This window comes from Streptomyces sp. NPDC001933 (assembly GCF_042890955.1).
GTDB lineage: Bacteria > Actinomycetota > Actinomycetes > Streptomycetales > Streptomycetaceae > Streptomyces.
In genome coordinates, this window is record NZ_JBIASS010000011.1 from 40218 (window position 1) to 62753 (window position 22536).

Below are 22536 nucleotides of genomic sequence, written 5' to 3' on the forward strand. Positions count from 1 at the left end.
AAGCGGTGCGAAGGGCCCTCTCGGGAAGGGCCCTTCGCGGCCGGGCGGTCCGTTACTGGTGGCCGCCGCCCGGGACACGGGCGGCGGGCCGCGGCGGCGTGACGCCCCGGACGTCGTCCGCCCGGGGCGCGGCCGTGGCGGCCGCGGAGCCGGCGGTGGCGCGTACGAAGGCGCCGGTGCCGCCGACGAACGGCAGCTTCGCGGAGGTACGGGCCAGGTCGAGGGTGAGGGTGGGCGTGGAGTCCGGCGGGTCGATGAGGTCCCGGTCGGTGCCGGCGACGATCAGGGCGAGGCGGTGTCCGGCCGGGACGACGTGGTCGGTGGCCGCCAGGTCGATGGTGAGGGTGACGGCCCTGCCGGGAGTGAGGGGGCGGCCCCGGTGCGCGTCGGCGTACGTACCGAGGTCGGCCCAGCCACGGCTGACCACGGTCCGGTCGACGGTGGTGGTCCGGGCCTCGGTCTCCCTGAAGCAGGAGCTGTCCCCGGTGGTGCTCGCGCCCCAGCAGCTGCGGGTGGTGAGGGTGCTGATGCCCTCGCCGGAGGAGCCGTAGTCGCGGATGGTGTCGGGGCCGAGGTCCACGAGGACCGCGGAGAGATGGGCGCTCGTCGTGGTCGGGGTGGCGGTGACGGTCACCGCGGAGGAGCCGGAGAGCCTCAGATCGGCGGTGAGCGGGGCGGTGCGGAACCCGGCCTTGGCCCCGGTGGTCCGGTCCAGGTCGGCGGCCCACCGGGTCTCGTCCTGTGCCGGATCGTCGGTGAACGTCTCGGTGGCGCCGGGGCGGGCGGGCTTCAGGGCCAGGGTGCCGACGCCCGGCGCGTCGCCGGTACCCGGGCGCAGGGTGGTGGCCCGGGTGGTGCGGGGCGGCCAGACGCGGTCGGTGGACCACTGGTCGGGGTGGCGTTCGATGTCGGCCATCGGTTCGCGTTCGATGCCGTTGTCGTAGCCCAGGAGGTAGTGGTCGAACCAGCGGTGCAGCGTGTCGACCCATTCGGTGCGCCGGAAGTCGAACGGGTCGACGTGTCCGGTCTGGGAGAGCCAGATCTTGCGCTCCACGCCCCGGTCCGCGAGCGCGTCCCACCACTGGCCGAGGTGCTTGGTACGGACGTTGAGGTCCTGCATGCCGTGCACGGCGAAGACGCTGGCACGCACCTTGCGGGCGTCCTTGACGTAGTCGCGCCCGGTCCACAGTCCCGTCCAGTCGCCGGTGCGCGGCGCCCCGTCGACGAGCCGCTGCTGGACGGCTGCGCAGCGGTCGCGTGCCCCGGGGCTCTCCACGTAGCCGGAGAGCCAGTCGGGGCCGCTGTCGTAGAGCGGTGCGCCCTGGGAGAAGTAGTAGTCGTACCAGGAGGAGATGGCACCGATCGGCACGATGGTGCGCAGCCCTTCGACACCGGTCGCCGCGACCCCGTTGGCGACGGTGCCGTCGTAGCTCTTGCCGATCATGCCGGTGCGGCCGTCGGACCAGCCGGCCGAGGCACGGGCGTCGCCGGTGCGGGTGGTGTAACCGCGGGCGCGTCCGTTGAGCCAGTCGATGACGGCCTTGGCGGACTGCACGTCCGAGCGGCCGCCGACATCGACGCAGCCGTCGGAGCGGTTGGTTCCGGCCAGATCGACGGCGACGAAGGCGTAGCCGCGCGGCACGAAGTAGTTGTCGTAGTGGAGCGGGAACTGCACTGGCCGGCCATCGGCGTCGTACGTCTTGAGCTGGCTCTCGTTGCCGCGTCCGCAGCAGGAGTAGTACGGGCTGGCGTCCATGATCACGGGGATCTTCCGGCCCTGCCGGGCGGGCTCGCGCGGCCGGACGATGTCGGCGGCGACGCGGTCGCTCCGCCCGTCCCCGTCGCCGTCCAGTCCGGTGTCGACCCAGACGGATTCACGGACGGCGTCCCCGTACGAGTAGACGGGTTCGCTCTGCGGCGGCCGGGCCTTCCCGGGGCTCGCGCCCTGGGCGCCTGCGGGTGGGAGCAGGACGGCCATCAGTGCGGCGACGGCCGCCACCACCAGCAATCGACAACTCGAACGGAGGCCTGGGCCCAGCACACGAATCGGCATGGGCGGAAGGTACCCCGGTCAACTCCCGGACGACAGAGGGCGATCAGCGACGTGAATAGCGTGATCACGGCGCAAACAAGACGGTCCCAAGTGGCGGCCGAATGGCGATCGTGTGACAGCTGTGGCCATGGACACGACTGTTGCGGCAGTCGCTGAATAGTCTCGGCACGACGGTTCGAAAGATCACCATGACGGTTCGAAAGATCACTCGCCCGACGACTTGGAGCATTCCGTGCACCGCAGATTCATCGTCCCGAGCGCAATCGCGGCCTCCCTGCTGCTGGCGATCCCGGCCTCGGCCGCCGAAGGCACCGTGGGCGCCCCGGGCATCGGCGACGCCTACTACCCGGCCAGTGGCAACGGCGGCTACGACGTGTCCCACTACGACCTGCGGCTGAAGTACCGGCCCTCGACCGATCTGCTGGAGGGCACGGCGACGATCCTCGCCACGACCACCCAGGAACTCTCCCGTTTCAACCTGGACTTCGGGCTGGACGTCTCCGAGGTGCGGGTGAACGGCAAGAAGGCCGGCCATGTGAAGAACGGCGAGCAGGAGCTGGAGATCACCCCGTCCGCCCCGCTGGCGAAGGGCAAGGCCGTCTCGGTGGTCGTGCGGTATGCCGGGAAACCCTCCGAGGTGAAGATCAACGGCTGGACGTCCTGGGTCCGTACCCCGGACGGCGCGGTGGCCGCCCAGGAACCTGAGTCGGCCGCGTGGTGGTTCCCCAGCAACGACCACCCGCTGGACAAGGCGACGTACGACATCTCCGTCTCCGTCCCGGACGGCACCCAGGCGATCAGCAACGGCACGCTCCAGTCGCAGAGTTCGAGGCTCGGCTGGACCCGCTTCAACTGGCGCTCCGCCCGGCCGCAGGCGACGTATCTGACCACGCTGGCGGTCGGCAGGTTCGACATCACCACGGACACCACCTCGGACGGGCTGCCGGTCGTCAACGCCTACAGCGAGGACCTCGGCGCCAACGCCGGTGCGGCCCGCGCCAGCATCGAGCGGACCACCGAGGTCGCCGAGTGGCTGACCGAGGTCTTCGGGCCGTACCCCTTCGAGGCGCTCGGCGGCTACTCCCCCAATGTGAAGAGCGGATTCGCCCTGGAGACCCAGACCAGGCCGTTCTACAGCCCGAAGCAGTTCGCCAACGGCGCCAATGTCTCGGTAGTCGTCCATGAGCTGGCGCACCAGTGGTACGGCGACAGCGTGTCCCTCAAGGGCTGGAAGGACATCTGGATCAACGAGGGCTTCGCCCGCTACAGCCAGTGGCTGTGGTCGGAGAAGGAGGGCGAGGGAACCGCGCAGGAACTGGCGGACTACACCTACTCCCTGCACCCGGCCGACGACCCCTTCTGGAAGGTGAAGCCGGGCGACCCGGGCCCCGACAACCAGTTCGACGCGGCCGTCTACGACCGGGGCGCGCTGGCGCTCCAGGCGCTGCGCGACGAGCTGGGCGACGAGACGTTCTTCGCGCTGCTGAAGGGCTGGCCCGCGGAGCACGCGTACGGGAACGCGAGCGTGAGCGACTTCGTCGCGTACGCGGAGCGGGTCTCGGGCAAGCCGCTCGCCTCCTTCTTCGACACCTGGCTGTTCCAGCCGACGCGGCCCGAGGCCCCGGCGGCGGCCGGGACGCACGCCCTGAACGCCTCCGGGAAGCAGGCCCGGCCCGCCTCGTGGAAGAAGATCGAGGCGACGAACTCCGTGCACGAGCACCGCTGACCGGTCCGGGCGCCGCCGCCCCTTCCTCCTGGTGGGGGCGGCGGCGCCCGGCGGCGGGCCGGGGGCGCCGGTTAGGCTGACGGCGTCGGCGCTGTCCGGCCGGCCCCGGCCGTTTCCGGCCCGATCCCGCGTGTACGAGGAGCGTCCCTTGCCCGGTCCGTCCCACGATGCCGATCGCGACGCCCGCCCCACCCTGGAAGCCGTGGCGGCCAGCGCCGGGGTCTCCCGGGCGACGGTCTCCCGGGTGGTGAACGGCGGGGCAGGGGTGCGCAAACCGCTGGTGGACCGGGTGCGCAAGGCGGTCGAGGAGCTCGGATACGTACCGAACCACGCCGCCCGGACCCTGGTCACCCGGCGCAACGGAGCGGTCGCCGTGATCATCGACGAGCCGGAGTTCCGGATCTTCTCCGACCCCTTCTTCTCCCAGCAGATCCGTGGCATCAGCCGCGAACTGACCCTGCACGACTCCCAGTTGGTGCTGCTCCTGGTGGAGGGCAGCGGGGACTTCGACCGGGTAGCCCGCTATCTGGCCGGTGGCCATGTGGACGGCGTACTGGCGTTCTCGCTGCACACCGACGACGAACTCCCCGCGATCATCCGCAGGTTCAAGGTGCCCACGGTCTACGGCGGCCGTCCGGGCCGGCCGGGCGCCGCGTCCGAGCTGGCCGTCCCGTACGTCGACTGCGACAACCGCGGCGGCGCGGCCGCGGCCGTACGCCATCTCGTCGGCCTCGGGCGTCGGCGGATCGCGCACATCGCCGGACCGCGCGACCAGACCTCGGCCCTGGACCGGGTCGACGGCTACCGCGACGTGCTGCCCGACGGCGATCCGGCCCTGCTGGCGGACGGCGACTTCACCGTCGAGGGCGGTGCGCGGGCGATGGCGGAACTGCTCGACCGCCGGCCCGGCCTGGACGCGGTCTTCGCCGCCAACGACCTGATGGCCTCGGGCGCCCTGCGGGTGCTGCGCGAGCGCGGTCGCAGGGTGCCCGAGGACGTGGCCCTGGTCGGCTTCGACGACATGGTTTCGATAGCCGAGGCCACCGAGCCGCCGCTGACGACGGTCCGTCAGGATGTGGAGGGAATGGGCCGGTTGATGGTGCGGATGCTGATGAGCCGGCTCGACGGCGAGGCCGGGGGCGACGAGCGGGAGTCGGTGATCACGCCGACCGAGCTGGTGCGCCGGGCTTCCGCCTGAGCCCTCCCCGGCCCTGAAGACTGTGCCGGTGGGCCGCCCGCGCCCTGCGGGCGTACGGCAGATAGCGCAGCCGCTCGGGGAGCACGGGCACCACGCGCCGCACCACCGCGCAGAACCGCCGCAGTGCGCGCTCCTGCCCGTCCGTCCACTCAAGCCCGATGGCCTCCCGGGCGTCCGGCGGCATCAGCCCTATGGTGACGAAGCGCCGGAACCGGGCCAGCGGCGGGAACAGCACCGGCCACAGCACCCTCAGCAGCAGCCTGAGCGGCAGCGGCCCGCGGTCCGGCGGCGGTACGGGACGATCGGTGGCTACCAGGTCCTCGACGACCGCGGTCGCCTCGATCTCCTCGGTGAGCACCTTCCGGTAGTACGGCCAGAACTCCTCGATCGTCTGCGGCATGTCCCGGTCGTGGATGCCGAGGACCCTGCCGACCTGGAGCCACTCCCGGTACAGGGCGCGTTCCTGTGCCGCGGTGAGCGGCCGGACGAGATAGCGCGCGGCGTGCTGGTAGACCGGGAAGCCGGTGGCGTGCACCCATGCGTAGTTCTCCGGCGACAGCGCGTGGTAGCGGCGCCCCCGGGTGTCGGTGCCCTGGATGGTGCGGTGCAGCACGCGCAGCCTGCGCCCCTCCTCGGCCGCCGCCTCGCCCCCGTACACCCAGAGCTGGAGCGAGCGCAGGGACCTCTCGCCGCGTCCCCAGGGGTCGGTGCGGAAGACGGAGTGTTCGTCGACCCCGGCACCGACCGCCGGGTGGGCCACCTGGAGGGTCAGCGCGGCAGGCAGCATCAGCAGGGCCCGGATGTCGCCCGAGAGGCTCCACAGCACACCGCCGGGCGGGGGCGGTGCGGGGGCGGCGCCCCTGGCTGCTGCGCTGGTCATGCGGTGCTCCCGACGATCGGCGGGCGCACGGCTCGGCGCCCGGTCCCTGCGTGATCCAGTATGCGAGCGTCCCGGGAGCCATGCGCACCGGCCCCCCGCCGCATCCCGCCGCATCCCCGGCCGTCGGCGGTGTTGACGGGGCTCGTGAAACAAGTCGATAGTATTTGTAACTTTGACTCCCGAGCCCGACGGTTCGTCATATCACTTGTGAATCCAGCGAGTTGGTCCGTCGCGCAGCGACAACCCGCGAAAGAGGCTGCACAGGGAGTCGGCACACGGACAGGAGGGCACCATGGGCCGATACAGCCGCCTGCACGAGATACGCCGGATGGATCCGGCGCGCGACTACGCCGAGATCCTTCGGCTGATGTCCCAGTACGAGTTCCCCTGGGACTACCGGCAGGGGGTGAGCGTCGCCTTCCTCCGGGACTACGGCGTTCCCCGGATCTCCGTGCTCCTCGACCGGACCCAGGAGTTCGAACGGGCCGGGCAGAAGCGGTACGACGACACGGTGCTGATCGCGTACGAGATGGCCGCCGACGGCTTCGACTCGGAGCGCGGGCGGGCCGCCGCACGTCACCTCAACCGGATCCACGGGAAGTACAGCATCCCGAACGACGACTTCCGCTACGTCCTGGCGACCACGGTCGTGGGGCCGAAACGCTGGATCGACCGGTTCGGCTGGCGCCCCTTGTGCTTCCAGGAGGTCCAGGCGCTGGTGGAGGCCGGCCGGAAGACGGGGGCGATGATGGGCATCGAGGGGGTGCCCGACACGTACGAGGGGTTCGAGCGTCTCCTCGACTCCTACGAGGAGCGGATGTTCGCGTACGACCCGGCGAACCGGCGGGTCGCGAACGCCACGTTCCGCGTGATCGCGAGCTGGTACCCGCGACCGCTGCGGCCCCTGGTGGCGAGGTTCGCGCTCGGGGTGCTGGACGAGCCGCTGCTCGCGGCGCTGGGCTTCCGGCCGCAGCCGCGGTGGGTGCGGGCCTCGGCGTCGACGGCCCTGCGGCTGCGCGCCCGTTGCGTCCGCAGACTGCCGGCCCGGCCACGCAGGTTTCCCGCGCGCCCGCAGCCCCGTTCGTACCCCTTCGGCTGGCGGCTCGACGACCTGGGACCGCACTGGGCCCGCAACCGCCCCGTGGAACCCCTGCCCGACGAGAGGGACGGCGAGAGGGACGGTCACGCCGGTGGCGCTACCCGGCAGCGAGCAGCGGCACCAGATAGCGGCGGGCGAACTCCCGGACCTGGCTGTCGTCGTCCAGCTCGAAACAGCTGACGGGGTTGAGGAGGAAGGAGACGGTTATCCGCACCATCAGTTCGGCGACCGGGGTCGGATCGCTGGCCGGCCGGCCCTCCGCGCGCCGGGCGTCCCGCAGCCGGTCGGCCAGGTACTCACGGATGGCGAGGAAGGCCGGTCCGCTCTCCAGGGTCAGAAACGGCAGCATCGTCTCGGGCTCCAGCCTCAGCAGACCGCCGACGAGCGGGTGCTCGCGGATGTGCCGGAGAACCGCGGCGAAACCCTCGACGAGCCTGTCCTCCGTAGTCGGCAGCGCGGCCACGGCACCGTCCACCTCCACGACGAAGCGGCGGTACTCGCGCAGCAGACAGGCGGAGACCAGACTGTCCTTGTTGCCGATCCGCCGGTACACGGTCACCCGCGAGACCCCGGCGCGCTTGGCGACGTCGTCGACGGTGGAGCGGCGCAGCCCGAAGGTCATGAACTGCTCGCGCGCGGCGTCCAGGATCTGCTCGCTCAGCGCGTCGGAGGGCGGCGCCGTGCGCAGCGCCAGGGCCAGCCCTGTCTCGTCGGTGCTCCGTGCCGTCATGGGCCCTCTCCCGTTCCGCCGCGTCCGCCCCACCCTAAGCGGGCAGGGCGCCCACCGGAGTCCGGTGGGCGCCCTGCCGAGGGTGCGGTGTTCGGGCCGGGGGTACTACTCGCAGGTCCCGGCGAACGTCTCGCGGGTCACCACGTCGGTGGCCGCCGCGGTCGTGTCCAGCCAGGCGACGCGCTGGCCGTCACCGAGCGACGGGGCCAGCTGGGAGCCGGAGGAGCAGGAGACGCGGGAGAAGTTGTTGAGTCCCGCGACCACGTCGGCGGTCTTGGAGACCTTCACCTTCGTCGGCCCGTTCCAGGAGCCGAGCGCGCCCCAGAAGTCGTACGTGGAGTAGGCGAAGTACTCGTCGTTCACCGAGAACTGGGCGAGGTAGGTGCTCGACGGGTAGCGCAGCGTCGCCGCCTTGGACAGATCGTCGAGCGGAGCCGACACGAACTTCGAGGACGGAAGCAGGAAACCGCCCGTCTCCCGCCAGAAGACACGGTCCGAGGTCAGCTGGATGTCGGAGACGTAGTCGAAGAGGAAGCCGGCGATCCGCTTCTTCTGCGTGGTCTCCTTCGCGATGTCGTACACGTACACCCAGGTGCCGTCCTCGCCGGCCCAGGCGATCCGGCCGTTCTTCATGGCGAGGTGACTGGCCTTGGTGCCGGCCTCCGGGGTCACGTCGACCGTGGTGCCGTCGGCCTTGCGGAGCATGACGTCCTGCTCGCCGTCGGCGGTGGTGCTGATGTAGGCGAGCGCGCCGTTCTCGGTCACCGGCTCGGTCTCGTCGGCGTCCGGGCGGTCGACCAGCTTCGTGATCGCGCCCTGGCCCTTCTCACCGGCCCAGTAGATACCGATGCCGTCGGCGGTGATCCGGGTGAAGGCGATGCGGTCGTCGTCCAGGGAGGGGTCGAGCAGGTAGGCGTCCTTCTGGGCCAGTTCGTGCTTCGGCTTCTTGCTGAAGCGGCCCACGGTGATGCCGAAGGCAGCGCTGCCCTGGTCCCAGGCGATGGCGTCGCCGTGGCTGATGGCGTAGACGTCGCCGTTGATCTGGGCGGCCTGCTCGTCGACGCCGCCCGTGAGCTCGTAGGCGGGCAGGATGTCGGCGCCGATGGTGGTGCCGTCGTGCGTGCCGCCCTTCTGCTCCCAGCCGGTCTCGATGCCGTGGTCGTCGAATGCCTTGGTGATAACAGCGAGATCGGCCTTCGAGACGTTCAGGGACTTGGCCGCGAGGAGGACCGCGTTGCGCATGTCGGTGAAACCGGACAGCGGGGTGAGGTAGTTCTGCGCGGACCGGTAGACGATCTGGTCGGCGAGCTTGCTGTCGAGGTTCTTGCGCATGTCCCACAGCGCGCCGCCGACGATGGTGGAGTTGTAGTGCACTCCGCCGTTGTCGATGTCGAGCGTGATGGGCTCGTAGTCCTTCTGCGCGTTGCGCCCGTCGTTCAGGTCGCGCAGGGCGCACTCCTCCAGCGGCTTGGTGCCGTTGCAGAGGTACTCCCCGATGAGGCCGGACGTCGGGTCGCTCATCGCGACGCCCTTGTCGGCGGTCTCCATGGCGTTGCCGAAGTAGTCGGATATCGCCTCGTTGAGGGCGCCCGACTGGTTGAGGTAGACGAGCCCGGCGGAGTGCTCGGTGACACCGTGCGTCATCTCGTGGCCGACGACGTCCAGGCCGACGGAGAGCGGTACGCCGTCCATGTGGCCGTAGACCATCTTGGAGCCGTCCCAGAAGGCGTTGGCGTAGTCCTTGCCGCTCGCGGCGACGTTGACGACCGAGTAGATCGTGCCGCCCTTGCCGTCGACGCCGTCGCGGCCGATCTGGTTCTTGTAGTACTCGTACACCTTCGCCGCGTTCAGGTGCGCGTCGACCGCGCCCGAGGCGGTGTTGGCGCCGTCGAAACGGTCGCTCGCCGATGTGCCCAGCCGGATGTCGTCGGTGACCGGGCCGCCCGCGACGTCCGTGTACTGCTTGCGGTTCGCGTCGTACGTACGGATCTGGCCGCCGGTCTGCGGGTACATGGCGCGCGTGGAGTCGACGAGCGTGTACGAGCCGTCCGCCTCCTTGTTGACGTCCAGCTTCGCCTCGGTGCCGTCGACGCGTACGCCTGTCCCCTGCGCGGGCGACGCGTCGGCCGCGTCGATGTTGTTGTACGAGAGCGCGATGCCGCCCACCCGTGCGTCGACGTACACCTCCTGGCGCACCGGGCTGCCGTTCGCCTTGCCGCCGGTGACCGTGAAGTGCCAGGCCAGCCTGCCGCCGTGGGCGTCGGGCAGCACGGACAGGCCGTGCGCCTCGGTCTTCGCGCCCTGCACGCCGGACAGACCGCGGTCGAGGGTGAACATCCGCTGCTTCGCGGTGGCTTCGCCCACCTTCGGCGTGGTGGAGACGGTGAGGTCCGTGTAGAGCGTGCCGGTCGCGGAGGTGACCTGCTGGCCGCCGTCCGCGGCCTGGGTCTGCACCGCGTACTCGGCGCCGAAGACCGGGACGCCGTCGTGCTTCTGCTGGAAGCGCACCGAGGACTGCTTGCCGTCCTTGGTGGTCTTCACCGTCCTGAGGTCGGAGACCGGGACTTTGTACGTGTCCTCATGGGCCTTGATGTGGGCCCGCGCGGCCTCGGCCGGGGTGCCCTCGCGGGCGGTCTTGTCCAGGCCCTGCGTCATCGCCGGGGCGACACCCACCGGGTCCGTCGTCTGCGCCGCGGCGGTGTCGTCCGCCCAGGCCGGCGCGGCCAGCAGCGTCGCGCCGGTCGCGGCGGCGACCACGCCGGTCGCCAGCATCCGCAGCACGCTCGTTCGTCTCACGGGACCTCCCCATCGCACACCTGCGCCCGGTCCATTGGGGCCCCGGGCGTTGACGTGCCGATCGTTCGCCATGGGCGGTTGTGTGAACAAGGGATGGAGCTGGCGCGAAAGTGCCGTGGCGTAATTACGCCTCAGGAGTACTCAGCGGTAGGCGAGTTGTCCGGAACATCGGGCAGCCATCCGGCGCGTGCTGCGTACCAGCCGAGCTGGAAGCGGGTGGCCGCGCCCACTTCGTCCATCAGCGCGTGCAGCCGCCGCTGGACCGTGCGGTGGCCCATGCCCAGCTGGCGGGCTATGGCCGCGTCGGTCAGGCCGACGTGGAGGAGGGCCACGATCTGCCGGTCGGTCGCCGCGACCGGGGCCTCGTGTTCCTCATCGGCACCGGAGACATTCAGCCGCCAGCCCTTGTCGAAGTGCTCCTCGAAGAGCGAGACCAGAGCGGTGAGCAGACCCGTCCGGTGCACGACGAGCGCCACCGGTTCCGCCTCGCGCTCGGGGTACAGGGGCAGCAGGGCGACGCGGCGGTCCACGATGGCGAGCTTGATCGGCAGCCGGTCCGTGACGGATATGTGCTGGCCCTGGGCGACGCAGGAGGCCAGCACGGCCGCGGTCGACGGCTGCTCCAGCCATTCGCGTTCGACGACACTGCGCACGGTCACCCCGCGCAGCATCATCTCGGAGTCGACCTCTTCGTGGTTGTCCTCGAAGCTGAGCACCGCGGGCACCCGCCTGGTCGGCACCAGGGTGCACACCTCGCTCCTGGCCTGGCGCTGCATGGTCAGCAGGCGTCGCCGGATCGCCGCCGGACCGGACAGCACCTCCACCGGCGCACCCGACGCGTGCGACTGCGCGGCGCGGTGCCGTTCGGTGAGGTCCCCCACCAGCGACTCGACCCGGTGCAGCGCGGACCGGCGGGCTTCCAGAAGCGGCCCGAGCGCCAGGACGGGCGAGGCGGCCCGGTAGCGGACGGTGCCGTCTCCCTCCGGCAGCGCGGCACTGGCAAGCCCGCGATCGACGAGCGAGCCGAGGACACGCGTCACCGCCGAGCCGTCCAACGGGCCCGCGAACGCATCCGGTTCACTGTCCGGACGGTCCACCAGCAGGCGGTAGACCGCGTCCTCGTCCGGTCCGAGGCCGAGCAGGGTCAGCAGGGAAGCGTCCACCGGGTCGCCCGGCGCGACGGAATCGGGACGTCCGGGCTCTTCGCGCCCCGCCTCGGCACCCTCCACCGGACCCACCCCTCTTCCTGCCGCCCGTCGGCCGGGGTCAGGTTATCCGGCGAATTTCCGCAGGCCGAGGCCCCCGGGGGACCCGGACGAACCACTGGCCGGACAGACCACTAGTCGAAGTCGTACACCGTCACCGGTATGCCCCGGCCGGTCAGCCGCTCCTCTATCAGGGGCTCTATCCGGGACCACTTCCCGCCCGCGAGCCCGCAGCCGATCCTCGGCATGTGGACCGAGGCCCCCAGCTCGCGGGCCCGGCCGGCCACCGCGTCCAGCCCCGCGTCGATCGCCTCGTAACGCACCGGGACCCCGTTGCTGCCCCTGCGCATCCCCCGCTGGCCCACCATGTTCGCCACCCAGATGTACGGGCTCACCTGCACGAACTGCACCGCACCGAGGGCGAAGTCATTGCCCGCGCGCTCCCGGTGCCACCGGCGGTAGGCCGCTTCGGGTTCGGGCCAGCGGCGCGAGAGCGCCAGGACGAATCCCTTGCCCCAGCCACCCAGGTCGTTGCAGACGTGGACGATCAGCTTGACGCCCTTGCCGTGGGGCGCCGTCGCGTCCCCCTTTACGTACATGATCTCGGACATGGCACCAGGCTAGGCGGCGCCTCTGACAACCAGGCACTTTCACAACGCTGGTGAGACAGCAATACTGTTGCACCGGGGTGGGCCACGCGTACAGCCGCTCACCCTCAGGGCCGGACACGAGGAGCAGAGATGGCGACCGGGACCGAGGAGCCGACGCTCACCGTCGACGAGCTGGCGGCGCGCGCCGGTGTCACGGTACGCACCGTGCGTTTCTACAGCACCCGCGGTCTGCTGCCGCCCCCGGTGATCGGGCCGCGACGGGTCGGGCACTACGGCCACGAGCACCTGTCCCGGCTCGCGCTCATCGAGGAGCTCCAGCACCAGGGCATGACGCTGGCCGCGATCGAACGCTATCTGGAGCAGCTCCCGCCGGATCTGAGCGCCCACGACCTGGCGATCCACCGTGCGCTGGTGGCCTCCTGGGCACCGGACTCGGCGGAGGACGCGACGCGGGCGGAGCTGGAGCGGCGGGCCGGCCGGGCGCTGACCGAACAGGACATCGCGCGGCTGGCCGCGATGGGCGTGCTGGAGCACGCGGAGCCGGTCGACGGCAGCTACCGGGTGGATCCGGGGCTGCTGCGGCTCGGGGTCGAACTGCTCGGCGTACCGATCGCCCACGAGACGATCCTGGCCGCCCGCACGGTGCTGCTGGAGCACTCCCGGTCCGCCGCGCAGGAGCTGACCCGGCTGTTCCGGGACGAGGTGTGGGGGCCGTACCGGGAGCGGGAGTCGGACCCCGAGCACGTGGCGGCGATGAAGTCGCTGTCGGCCCATATGCAGCCGATGGTGATCCAGGCACTGGTGACCGCGTTCCAGCGGTCGTTGAAGGAAGAGCTGCGGGCCGCGTTCACGGCGGAGTGAACGCGGCCCGCGGGACGGGCGCCGGCCGTGGGCTCAGTCGTGGAAGGTCTCGCCCTTCTCGGCCTTCTCCACGAGCAGCGCGGGCGGCAGGAAGCGGTCGCCGTACCGCTCGGCGAGTTCCCGGGCGCGGGCGACGAAGCCGGGCAGACCGCCCTCGTACCCGTTGATGTACTGGAGCACGCCGCCGGTCCACGGCGGGAAGCCGATGCCCATGATGGAGCCGATGTTGGCGTCGGCGACGGTGATCAGGACCTTCTCCTCCAGGCAGCGGACGCTGTCCAGCGCCTCGGAGAACAGCATCCGCTCCTTCATGTCGATGAAGGAGATGTCCGTGCCGGGCTTCGCGAAGTGCTCCCGCAGGCCCGGCCAGAGGCGGGTGCGCTTGCCGCACTCGTCGTACTCGTAGAATCCCGCGCCGCCGCTGCGTCCCGGCCGGCCGAACTCGTCGACCATCCGGTCGATGACCGCGTCCGACGGGTGACCGGCCCAGGTGCCGCCTGCTTCCTCCACGGCCCGCTTCGTCTCGTTGCGGATCTTGCGGGGCAGGGTGAGCGTCAGCTCGTCCATCAGCGAGAGCACCTTGGCCGGGTACCCGGACTGTGCGGCGGCCTGCTCGACGGAGGCGGGCTCGACGCCCTCGCCGACCATGGCGACGCCCTCGTTGATGAACTGGCCGATGACGCGCGAGGTGAAGAAGCCGCGCGAGTCGTTGACGACGATCGGGGTCTTCTTGATCCGGCGGACCAGGTCGAAGGCGCGGGCCAGGGCCTCGTCGCCGGTCTGCTCACCCTTGATGATCTCGACCAGCGGCATCTTGTCCACGGGCGAGAAGAAGTGCAGCCCGATGAAGTCGGCCGGACGCTCCACGCCTTCGGCGAGGACGGTGATCGGCAGGGTCGAGGTGTTGGAGCAGAGCAGCGCGTCCGGCTCGATGATGCCCTGGATCTCCTGGAACACCTTGTGCTTGAGCGCGGTGTCCTCGAAGACGGCCTCGATGACGGCGTCGCAGCCCGCCAGATCGGCCGGGTCGCCGGTCGGGGTGATCCGGGCCAGCAGTTCGTCGCGCTGGGCCTCGGTGGTTCGTCCCCGGGAGAGCGCCTTGTCGAGCAGCTTCTCGCTGTACGCCTTGCCCTTGGCCGCGGCCTCGGTGGAGACGTCCTTGAGGACGACCTCGATCCCGGCGCGGGCGCAGGAGTACGCGATGCCGGCCCCCATCATCCCGGCGCCGAGCACGGCGACCTTGTTGACCTGACGCTCCTCGATGCCCTTGGGGCGGCTGGCACCGGAGTTGACGGCCTGGAGGTCGAAGAAGAACGCCTGGATCATGTTCTTCGCGACCTGGCCGGTGACCAGCTCGGTGAAGTACCGGGCCTCGATGGTCAGCGCGGTCTCGAAGTCGACCTGAGAGCCCTCGACGGCGGCGGCGAGGATGTTGCGGGGCGCGGGCATCGGGGCGCCGGCGAGCTGCTTCTTCAGGTTGGACGGGAAGGCCGGCAGGTTGGCAGCGAACTTCGGGTTGGACGGGGTGCCGCCGGGGATCCTGTACCCCTTGACGTCCCAGGGCTGCTGGGATTCGGGGTTGGCGTCGATGAAGGCGCGGGCCTTTTCGAGCATCTCCTCGCGGGTGGCGGCGACCTCGTGGACCAGGCCGTTCTCCAGGGCGCGCCGCGGCGTGTACTGGGTGCCCTGCAGGAGGACCTTCAGCAGCGCGTCGGCGATGCCCATGAGGCGTACGGTGCGGGTGACACCGCCACCGGCGGGCAGCAGGCCGAGGGTGACCTCGGGCAGGCCGATCCGGGAGCCGGGGGCGTCGAGGGCGACGCGGTGGTGCGAGGCGAGCGCGATCTCGTAACCGCCGCCGAGCGCCGCGCCGTTGATGGCGGCGACGACGGGGATGCCGAGGGTCTCGATGCGGCGCAGCGAGTTCTTGATGGCGGTGCCGGTGTCGAAGGCCAGCTGGGCGTTCTCCGGACCGATCCTGATCATGTCCTTGAGGTCGCCGCCCGCGAAGAAGGTCTTCTTGGCGGAGGTGTAGATGATGCCGCGGATGGCGTCCTTCTCGGCCTCGGCGCGGTCGGCGACGGCCGCGATGGAGTCCTTGAACGCCTGGTTCATCGTGTTGGCGGACTGGTTCGGGTCGTCGAGTACGAGGGTGACGACGCCCGTCTCGTCCTGTTCCCAGCGGATGGTCGTGCTCTCGGTCATTGCTGTTCTTCTCCGTAAGCAGGGTTGGCCGGGGGACGGTCAGAGACGCTCGATGACGGTGGCGATGCCCATGCCGCCGCCGACGCAGAGGGTGGCGAGGCCGTACCGCTGGTCGCGGCGCTCCAGTTCGTCGATGAGGGTGCCGAGGATCATCGCGCCGGTGGCGCCGAGCGGGTGGCCGAGGGCGATGGCGCCGCCGTTGACGTTGATCCTGTCGAGCGGGAGGCCCATGTCCCTGGCGAAGCGGAGCACGACCCCGGCGAACGCCTCGTTGATCTCGACGAGGTCGATGTCGTCGATGGTCAGCCCGGCCTTGGCGAGTGCCTTGCGGGTGGCGGGCGCGGGGCCGGTGAGCATGATGGTCGGCTCGGAGCCGGAGACCGCGGCGGAGACGATCCGGGCGCGCGGCGTGAGTCCGTAGCGCTCGCCGACCTCCTTGTTGCCGATCGCGACGAGCGCGGCGCCGTCGACGATGCCGGAGGAGTTGCCCGCGTGGTGGACGTGGTCGATCTTCTCGACCCAGTGGTACTTCTGCAGCGCCACCGCGTCGAAGCCGCCCATCTCGCCGATCGCGGCGAAGGAGGGCTTGAGCGCGGCGAGCGAGTCGGCGGTGGTGCCGGGCCGCATGTGCTCGTCGTGGTCGAGCACGACAAGGCCGTTGCGGTCCTTGACGGGGACGACGGACCGGGCGAAGCGGCCGTCCTTCCACGCTTCGGCGGCGCGCTCCTGGGAGAGTGCGGCGAACTCGTCGACGTCGCGGCGGGAGAAGCCCTCGATGGTGGCGATGAGGTCGGCGCCGATGCCCTGCGGGGCGAAGCCGGTCTCGAAGCTGGTCATCGGGTCCATCGCCCAGGCCCCGCCGTCGGAGCCCATCGGGACCCGGGACATCGACTCGACGCCGCCCGCGAGGACGAGGTCCTCCCAGCCCGAACGGACCTTGGCGGCGGCCAGGTTGACGGCCTCCAGACCCGAGGCACAGAAGCGGTTCTCCTGGACGCCCGCGACGGTGTCCGGGAGGCCGGCCGCGATGGCGGCGATCCGGGCGATGTCGGAGCCCTGGTCGCCGAGCGGGCTGACCACGCCGAGGACGATGTCGTCGATGGCCGCCGGGTCGAGGCCGGGGAAGCGGCTGCGGATTTCGTGGATGAGGCCGACGACGAGGTCGATCGGCTTGGTGCCGTGCAGGGCTCCATTGGCCTTGCCGCGGCCGCGCGGGGTGCGGATCGCGTCGTAGACGAACGCTTCGGTACTCAAGACAGCAGCCTTTCGAGGGTGGTTGTGCGACGGGGTCAGGCGAGCAGCGAGCGGCCGATGATCTCCTTCATGATCTCGGTCGTGCCGCCGTAGATGGTCTGGATGCGGCCGTCGGTGAACGCCTTGGCGACCGGGTACTCCGCCATGTAGCCGTATCCGCCGTGCAGTTGGAGACAGCGGTCGGCGGCGCGCTTCTGCAGTTCGGTGGCCCACCACTTGGCCATCGAGGCGTGCACGGCGTCGAGCGTGCCGTCGGAGTGGTCGACGATGCAGCGGTCGATGAAGGTGCGGGTGACGGCGCACTCGGTGGCCATCTCGGCGATCTCGAACCGGATGTGCTGGAGCTTGGAGAGCGGCCTGCCGAAGGCCTCGCGCTCCTTGACGTACTTCGTGGTGATCTCCAGCAGATGTTCCGCCGCGGCGATCCCGGCGACCGCTATGCCCATCCGCTCCTGCGCCAGGTTGGTCATCAGGTGGATGAAGGCGCCGTCCCGCTCGCCCAGCAGGTTCTCCTTGGGCACGCGGACGTCGTTGAAGAACAGCTCCGCGGTGTCCTGGGACTTCTGGCCGATCTTGTCGAGGTTGCGGCCGCGCTCGAAGCCCTCCGCGCCGCGTTCGACGACGATCAGCGAGAGCCCTTTCGCCCCGCCCTCGGGGGTGGTCTTCGCCACGACGACGACCAGGTCGGCGAGGATGCCGTTGGAGATGAAGGTCTTGGAGCCGTTGAGCAGCCAGTGGTCGCCCTTGTCCTCGGCGGTGGTGCGGATGCCCTGGAGGTCGGAGCCCGCGCCGGGTTCGGTCATGGCGATGGCGGTGATGGTCTCGCCGCTGCAGAATCCGGGCAGCCAGCGCCGCTTCTGCTCGTCGGTGCCGAGGCCGGTGAGGTAGGGGCCGATGATGTCGTTGTGCAGCCCGAGCGCGAGGCCGGGGGCACCGGCCCGGGTGAACTCCTCGGCGAGGACGGCACTGTAACGGAAGTCGGTGTTCCCGCCGCCCCCGTACTCCTCGGGCACGGCGAGGCCCAGCAGCCCCTGCCGGCCGGCCGCGAGCCATGCCTCGCGCGAGACGATGCCGTCCTTCTCCCACTGCTCGTAGTGCGGGAGTACCTCCTTGGTGAGGAAGGTACGCACGGTCTCGCGGAACGCTTCGTGCTCTTCGGTGAAGATCTGCCGCTGCACTGGGGTCCTCCTGGGGCCGGTTCTTGACGGGGGATGGGCCGGGCCGGTCGGGCCCGGTGGGGGGTCACGGCCCGGCGAGGCCGGGTACGTCCCAGTCGGCGGCGACGGCCTCGGTGTCCGCGCCGGGTCGCGCGGGCCCGCCGCGTACCGAGGCGGGGGTCACGGAGAAACGCGGTGCGGGCGCCGGCTGGACGAGCCCGTCGTGCTCGACGAAGGTGGCGCGGGCGGCGAGGTGCGGGTGGTGCGGCGCCTCACGGAGCGAGAGGACGGGGGCGACGCAGGCGTCCGATCCCTCGAACACCTCGGTCCACTCGGCACGCGTACGGGTGCGGAACCGGTCGGCGACGACGGTGCGCAGCTCCTCCCACCGGCCGATGTCGCCCCGGTCCGGGGCTTCGTCCCCGATCCCGAGGAGCCGGCCGAACTCCTCGTAGAACCGCTGCTCCAGCGGCCCGACCGCCATGTACTGGCCGTCGGCGGTCTCGTACGTGCCGTAGAACGGGCAGCCGCCGTCCAGGAGGTTGGAGCCGCGCCGGTCCTGCCAGCCGCCGGCCGCCAGCATTCCGTGGATCATCATGGCGAGATGGCTGGCGCCGTCGACGATCGCCGCGTCCACGACCTGGCCCCGGCCGCCGGGGGTGCGGGCGTGCTGGAGGGCGGCGAGCACGCCGACGACGAGATAGAGCGAGCCGCCCGCGTAGTCGCCGACGAGATTGGCCGGGACGGTGGGCGGCTCGCCGGGCTTGCCGATCATGGAGAGGGTGCCGGTGAGCGCGATGTAGGCGATGTCGTGCCCGGCCCGTTCGGCGAGCGGTCCGTCCTGGCCCCAGCCGGTCATCCGTCCGTACACGAGGCGCGGGTTGCGGGCCAGGGCGGCGTCGGGGCCGACGCCGAGACGTTCGGCGACGCCCGGCCGGTAGCCCTCGATCAGGACGTCGGCGCGCTCGACCAGATCGAGCACCTTCGCGGCTCCGCCCTCGGCCTTGAGGTCGACGAGCACGGAGCGCTTGTTGCGGTTGGTGAGGTCGTACCCGGGGTCGATGCCCAGCCCCGCACCGCCGGGCCGGTCGACCCTGACGACGTCGGCGCCGAGGTCGGCCAGGAGCATCGCGGCGAACGGACCGGGTCCGATGCCTGCCAGTTCGACCACCCGCACCCCTGCCAGCGGGCCGTGCGAGCCGTGCTCTGTCGTTGCCATCGAGCCCCCAGCGGTATGACACAACTGATGTAACAGCGATGATGCTAAGAACGCACCGCGCTCCGCACAACCCCTTTGGCCGAGCAAGCGCTTAGTTCCGTCCTCCGGATCCTCCCCCATGGGGACCGCCCGGCCGCACACCGCCACGACCCCTCCGCTAGCCTCTGCCTGCCACATCGGCGCCGGCTCCGCGGAGGTAATCATGAACAGGCAGAACGGGGCAGAACGCCCTTATGACGTGATCCTCTTCGGCGCCACCGGCTTCGTGGGCGCCCTCACCGCCGAATATCTCGCCGCCCACGCACCCGTCGGCTGCCGCTGGGCCGTGGCCGGACGCGACCGGGCCAAGCTGGAGCGCCTGCGCGACCGTCTCGTCGCGATCGAGCCGCGCTGCGCGGAGCTGCCGCTGCTGCACGCCGACGCCGGGGACGAGCACTCGCTGCGCGAGCTCGCCGAGTCCGCCCATGTGGTGGCCACGACGGTGGGCCCCTACGTCTGGTACGGCGAGAAGCTGGTCGCGGCCTGCGCCGAGGCGGGGACGGACTACGCGGACCTCAGCGGTGAGGCGGAGTTCGTGGACCGGATGTATCTGGAGCACGACGCGCGGGCCCGCGAGACGGGGGCCCGGATCGTGCACGCCTGCGGTTTCGACTCCGTACCGCACGACCTCGGGGTGTACTTCACCGTCCAGCAGCTGCCGCGGGACGTACCGCTGACCGTCGACGGCTTCGTACGCAGCAACGCCGTCTTCTCCGGCGGTACGTTCGCCTCGGCGCTCACCGCGATGGGCCGCGGCCCGCGGATGCTGAGCTCCGCCCGGGAACGCCGGCTGCACGAACCGCGGCTGGTCGCCCGCCGGGCCCGCGCCCCGCTCGGCACCCCGCACTTCAGCGCGGAGACCGGCACCTGGGCGCTCCCGCTGCCGACGCTGGACCCTCGGATCGTCGAACGCTCGGCGCGGGCACTGGCCCGTTACGGCCCCGACTTCCGTTACCGCCACTTCGCCTCGGTCCGTCATCTGCCCGTGGCCCTCGGCGGCACGGCCGCGGTCGGCGCGCTCCTGGGCGCCGCGCAGGTTCCGGCGGCCCGGTCGTGGCTGATGGACCGGTACGAGCCGGGCAAGGGGCCGGACGCGGAGCGCCGTCGGCGCAGCTGGTTCACCGTGCGCTTCGTCGGTGAGGGCGGCGGGCACCGGGTGTTCACCGAGGTCTCGGGCGGCGACCCCGGCTACGACGAGACGGCGAAGATGCTCGCCGAGTCCGCGCTCTGCCTCGCCCTGGACGAACTCCCGCCGACATCGGGGCAGGTCACCACCGCCGCCGCAATGGGTGACGCGCTGCTGGAGCGGCTGCGCTCGGCCGGCCTGCGCTTCCGGGTCGCGGCGGCTCGCTGAGCCGACGCCCGGGGCGGCACGCACTCGTTCGGGTGATGTCGCCCCATGCCCCCGCCTCCTCGTTCCCCGGGTGAGCGGGCCATGGCACCGCTTCGCGGGCTCCTCGGCCGCGCGGCACGGATCGGCGCTTTCACTACGATCTGCGTCCCGCAGGTCGGCGCACCCGGGCATGCTCCCGATGCACAGCCCTGACCTGCGGCTATGCACACAGAGAGTCGGGGAAGAACGATGACGGACAACACTGTGGCGGGTCACGAGGAACAGCCGGGGCGGGCGCTCGCCGGGTTACTGAGGAACTGGTGGGAGTCGTCGGCACGCGACGGCCGTGAGAAACCCACTCAGCAGTCGCTCGCCAAGCGGCTGGGGATCGACCAGACCACCCTGTCGCGCTATCTGAATCCCGCTCATGCCTCCAACGCCCCGGGCCGGATCGTCGAGCAGCTGCACACGGCGCTGCGGGCACCGGCCGACGACCTGGACCGGGCGCTCGCCCTGGCGCGCGCGGCGGCGGCCGGGAAGCGCCCGGCGGCGGCGGCGCCCGGTCCGGCAGCCGCGCCCGCCGGTCCGTCCGCCGACCGCGACGCGGCGGCCCGTCGGCGGGGCCGCTCCCCCGTCGCGTACCCGGCCCTGGCCGTCGCGTCGCTGCTGCTGCTCGTGCTCGGCGGCTTCGTGTGGTGGCTGGTGCCCACCACCACGGGACAGAGCGATGCCAAGGGCACGGCGGGTGTCTCGGACCGGCCGTCGGAAGGCGCGGACTGGCCGCTGGCCCGCAAGGGCAATGTGCTCTGGAAGGCTCGTACGGTGCAGCTGCTGCTGCGGGCGAACGGCTTCGACGTGAAGGTCGACGCCGACTACGGTCCGGCCACGGCCCAGGCCGTGAAGAAGTTCCAGGCGGCACATGGTCTGACCCCGGACGGCAAGGTCGGGAAGGACACCTGGCCGTTGCTGGTCATCACGGTCGACTCGCGCACGACCGAGCCCGATGCCATCACGGCGGTGCAGTACCTGCTGCACCACGCCGGGGTGCCGACCGACAGCACCGGTACGTACACGCCCTCGACCATGCGGTCGCTCAAGGAGTTCCAGGAGTCCCGGAATCTGCCGGTGACGGGGGTCGGGGACGAGGCCACCTGGCGCGCGCTGCTCAACGCCCAGGGACCGGATCAGCACAAGTAGCCGCGGGCCGGGGCGGCCTTGCGCCGGGGCTCAGAGTGCCCAGGAAACCAGCGTGCAGACCATCGAGACGGCCCAGGCCACTCCCGCGATCATCCCGAGGGTCATCCCTATTGCGACCCGGCGCTGAGCGAGATAGACGGTGCCGGGTCGTGTGGACGTTCGATGTTCGTTCATGAGTACAAGCTTGCCGGTGATGATCGGCAAAAGGTATCCGTACGCGTACTCACGCACCCTGGCCGCTCTCAGGCGGTCGCCTCCCGCAGGGCACGGCGGCAGAGCGAGTCGGCCCTGCGGGTGGTCTCCGGCTGGCGGAAATCGCGGGTCAGCAGCAGGGTGTGGGCGCAGGCGTTGTCCAGACCGGTCCGGTGTCCGACGGAGACGAACACGGGTTTGACGCCGTCCTGGGTACGCAGCGCCCGGCCCACCTCCTCCTCGCCGTCGAGCAGCGGCGACCAGTCACCACGACGGGGCCCCGGTTGCTCGTACGTGAAAGTGAACGGGTTCTTGGCGACGCCGATCACCGGGAGACCGGTGAGCACCCCGAGGTGGCAGGCGAGTCCGAAGCGGCGCGGGTGCGCCCGGCCGTATCCGTCGCAGACGATGAGTCCGGGGTCGACTGGCAGGGATTCGAGCGCGGCCAGCACGGTCGGGATCTCGCGGAAGGCCAGGAGGCCGGGGATGTACGGGAAGGTGATCCGGCCGACGGCGGTGGTCTCGGCGACCACTTCGAACGTCGCCCCGTCGAGGACCACCGCCGCCGCGACGACGACGTCACGCTCGTCGTCGTAGGCGACATCGACCCCCGTGACCCGGCCGGAACCGGGCGGCGGGCCGGCTTCGTCGAGCACCACCCGGGAACGCAAGGTGTCCTGGACGGCTCGGGCTTCGGCCTCGTCGGCGGGCATCGCAAGGTTTGTCATGGTGAGGCCGAGTCTAGGGCCGGTCCACGGGACTGGCCCGGAGCCCACGGGGC

18 protein-coding genes are annotated in these 22536 nt (G+C 71.1%); 6 read left to right on the forward strand and 12 right to left on the reverse strand.

Going from position 1 to position 22536, the window contains the following annotated elements:
• Positions 1-52: 52 nt before the first annotated feature.
• Positions 53-2053 (reverse strand): Xaa-Pro dipeptidyl-peptidase, encoded by a 2001-nt coding sequence (locus ACFYY7_RS25420; RefSeq protein ID WP_388664798.1) that lies wholly within the window; start codon positions 2051-2053, stop codon positions 53-55.
• 232 nt (positions 2054-2285) lie between these two features.
• On the opposite strand from ACFYY7_RS25420, the gene ACFYY7_RS25425 reads away from it, so the two are divergent.
• Positions 2286-3779, forward strand: a complete 1494-nt coding sequence (locus ACFYY7_RS25425; RefSeq protein WP_388664800.1) for a M1 family metallopeptidase — start codon at positions 2286-2288, stop codon at positions 3777-3779.
• 148 nt (positions 3780-3927) lie between these two features.
• Entirely contained in the window at positions 3928-4977 is a 1050-nt protein-coding gene (locus ACFYY7_RS25430; protein ID WP_388664802.1) for a LacI family DNA-binding transcriptional regulator, read from the forward strand.
• Here ACFYY7_RS25430 and ACFYY7_RS25435 read toward each other — a convergent pair.
• Positions 4940-5857 carry an oxygenase MpaB family protein gene (locus ACFYY7_RS25435; RefSeq protein WP_388664804.1) on the reverse strand — a complete coding sequence of 306 codons (918 nt, stop codon included), beginning with the start codon at positions 5855-5857 and terminating at the stop codon, positions 4940-4942. The genes ACFYY7_RS25430 and ACFYY7_RS25435 overlap by 38 nt on opposite strands.
• Before the next feature lie 292 nt (positions 5858-6149).
• Between ACFYY7_RS25435 and ACFYY7_RS25440 the strand changes: the two genes are divergently transcribed.
• Complete coding sequence (locus tag ACFYY7_RS25440) at positions 6150-7136, forward strand: oxygenase MpaB family protein (RefSeq protein WP_388664806.1); 987 nt, start codon at positions 6150-6152, stop codon at positions 7134-7136.
• On the opposite strand, the gene ACFYY7_RS25445 is transcribed toward ACFYY7_RS25440, so the two are convergent.
• From ACFYY7_RS25445 to ACFYY7_RS25460, 4 genes are all read right to left on the reverse strand, one after another.
• The gene (locus ACFYY7_RS25445; RefSeq protein ID WP_356087398.1) at positions 7054-7686 is read right to left on the reverse strand and encodes a TetR/AcrR family transcriptional regulator; all 633 of its coding nucleotides are present in this window, start codon (positions 7684-7686) and stop codon (positions 7054-7056) included. The genes ACFYY7_RS25440 and ACFYY7_RS25445 overlap by 83 nt on opposite strands.
• Before the next feature lie 105 nt (positions 7687-7791).
• On the reverse strand, positions 7792-10482 hold the full coding sequence (locus ACFYY7_RS25450) for a M4 family metallopeptidase (protein ID WP_388664808.1): 2691 nt from the start codon (positions 10480-10482) through the stop codon (positions 7792-7794).
• Between the two features lie 131 nt (positions 10483-10613).
• On the reverse strand, positions 10614-11720 hold the full coding sequence (locus ACFYY7_RS25455; RefSeq protein WP_388664810.1) for a helix-turn-helix transcriptional regulator: 1107 nt from the start codon (positions 11718-11720) through the stop codon (positions 10614-10616).
• A gap of 101 nt (positions 11721-11821) precedes the next feature.
• Positions 11822-12298: a macro domain-containing protein gene (locus ACFYY7_RS25460; protein ID WP_388664812.1), complete on the reverse strand. Its 477-nt coding sequence runs from the start codon at positions 12296-12298 to the stop codon at positions 11822-11824.
• A gap of 129 nt (positions 12299-12427) precedes the next feature.
• On the opposite strand from ACFYY7_RS25460, the gene ACFYY7_RS25465 reads away from it, so the two are divergent.
• On the forward strand, positions 12428-13159 hold the full coding sequence (locus tag ACFYY7_RS25465; RefSeq protein WP_356087389.1) for a MerR family transcriptional regulator: 732 nt from the start codon (positions 12428-12430) through the stop codon (positions 13157-13159).
• Positions 13160-13192: 33 nt separating this feature from the next.
• Here the strand turns inward: ACFYY7_RS25465 and ACFYY7_RS25470 are convergent, their stop codons facing one another.
• The 4 genes from ACFYY7_RS25470 to ACFYY7_RS25485 all read right to left on the reverse strand — a co-directional run bounded on the left by ACFYY7_RS25470 (position 13193) and on the right by ACFYY7_RS25485 (position 18994).
• Entirely contained in the window at positions 13193-15364 is a 2172-nt protein-coding gene (locus ACFYY7_RS25470; RefSeq protein ID WP_388664814.1) for a 3-hydroxyacyl-CoA dehydrogenase NAD-binding domain-containing protein, read from the reverse strand.
• A gap of 39 nt (positions 15365-15403) precedes the next feature.
• On the reverse strand, positions 15404-16618 hold the full coding sequence (locus tag ACFYY7_RS25475) for an acetyl-CoA C-acetyltransferase (protein ID WP_388664816.1): 1215 nt from the start codon (positions 16616-16618) through the stop codon (positions 15404-15406).
• 35 nt (positions 16619-16653) lie between these two features.
• Positions 16654-17796, reverse strand: a complete 1143-nt coding sequence (locus ACFYY7_RS25480; RefSeq protein ID WP_388664818.1) for an acyl-CoA dehydrogenase family protein — start codon at positions 17794-17796, stop codon at positions 16654-16656.
• Positions 17797-17860: 64 nt separating this feature from the next.
• A complete protein-coding gene (locus ACFYY7_RS25485; protein ID WP_388664820.1) occupies positions 17861-18994 on the reverse strand; it encodes a CaiB/BaiF CoA transferase family protein in 1134 nt (377 codons plus the stop codon).
• Between the two features lie 202 nt (positions 18995-19196).
• Here ACFYY7_RS25485 and ACFYY7_RS25490 point away from each other — a divergent pair, with 202 nt between their 5' ends.
• Positions 19197-20387: a saccharopine dehydrogenase family protein gene (locus ACFYY7_RS25490; protein ID WP_388664822.1), complete on the forward strand. Its 1191-nt coding sequence runs from the start codon at positions 19197-19199 to the stop codon at positions 20385-20387.
• A gap of 228 nt (positions 20388-20615) precedes the next feature.
• Positions 20616-21563: a peptidoglycan-binding protein gene (locus ACFYY7_RS25495; RefSeq protein WP_388664824.1), complete on the forward strand. Its 948-nt coding sequence runs from the start codon at positions 20616-20618 to the stop codon at positions 21561-21563.
• A gap of 30 nt (positions 21564-21593) precedes the next feature.
• Here ACFYY7_RS25495 and mmpA read toward each other — a convergent pair whose 3' ends face one another.
• Complete coding sequence (gene mmpA, locus ACFYY7_RS25500; protein ID WP_266728004.1) at positions 21594-21737, reverse strand: morphogenic membrane protein MmpA; 144 nt, start codon at positions 21735-21737, stop codon at positions 21594-21596.
• Between the two features lie 68 nt (positions 21738-21805).
• A complete protein-coding gene (locus ACFYY7_RS25505) occupies positions 21806-22468 on the reverse strand; it encodes an endonuclease V (RefSeq protein ID WP_388665220.1) in 663 nt (220 codons plus the stop codon).
• Between the last annotated feature and the right edge of the window lie 68 nt (positions 22469-22536).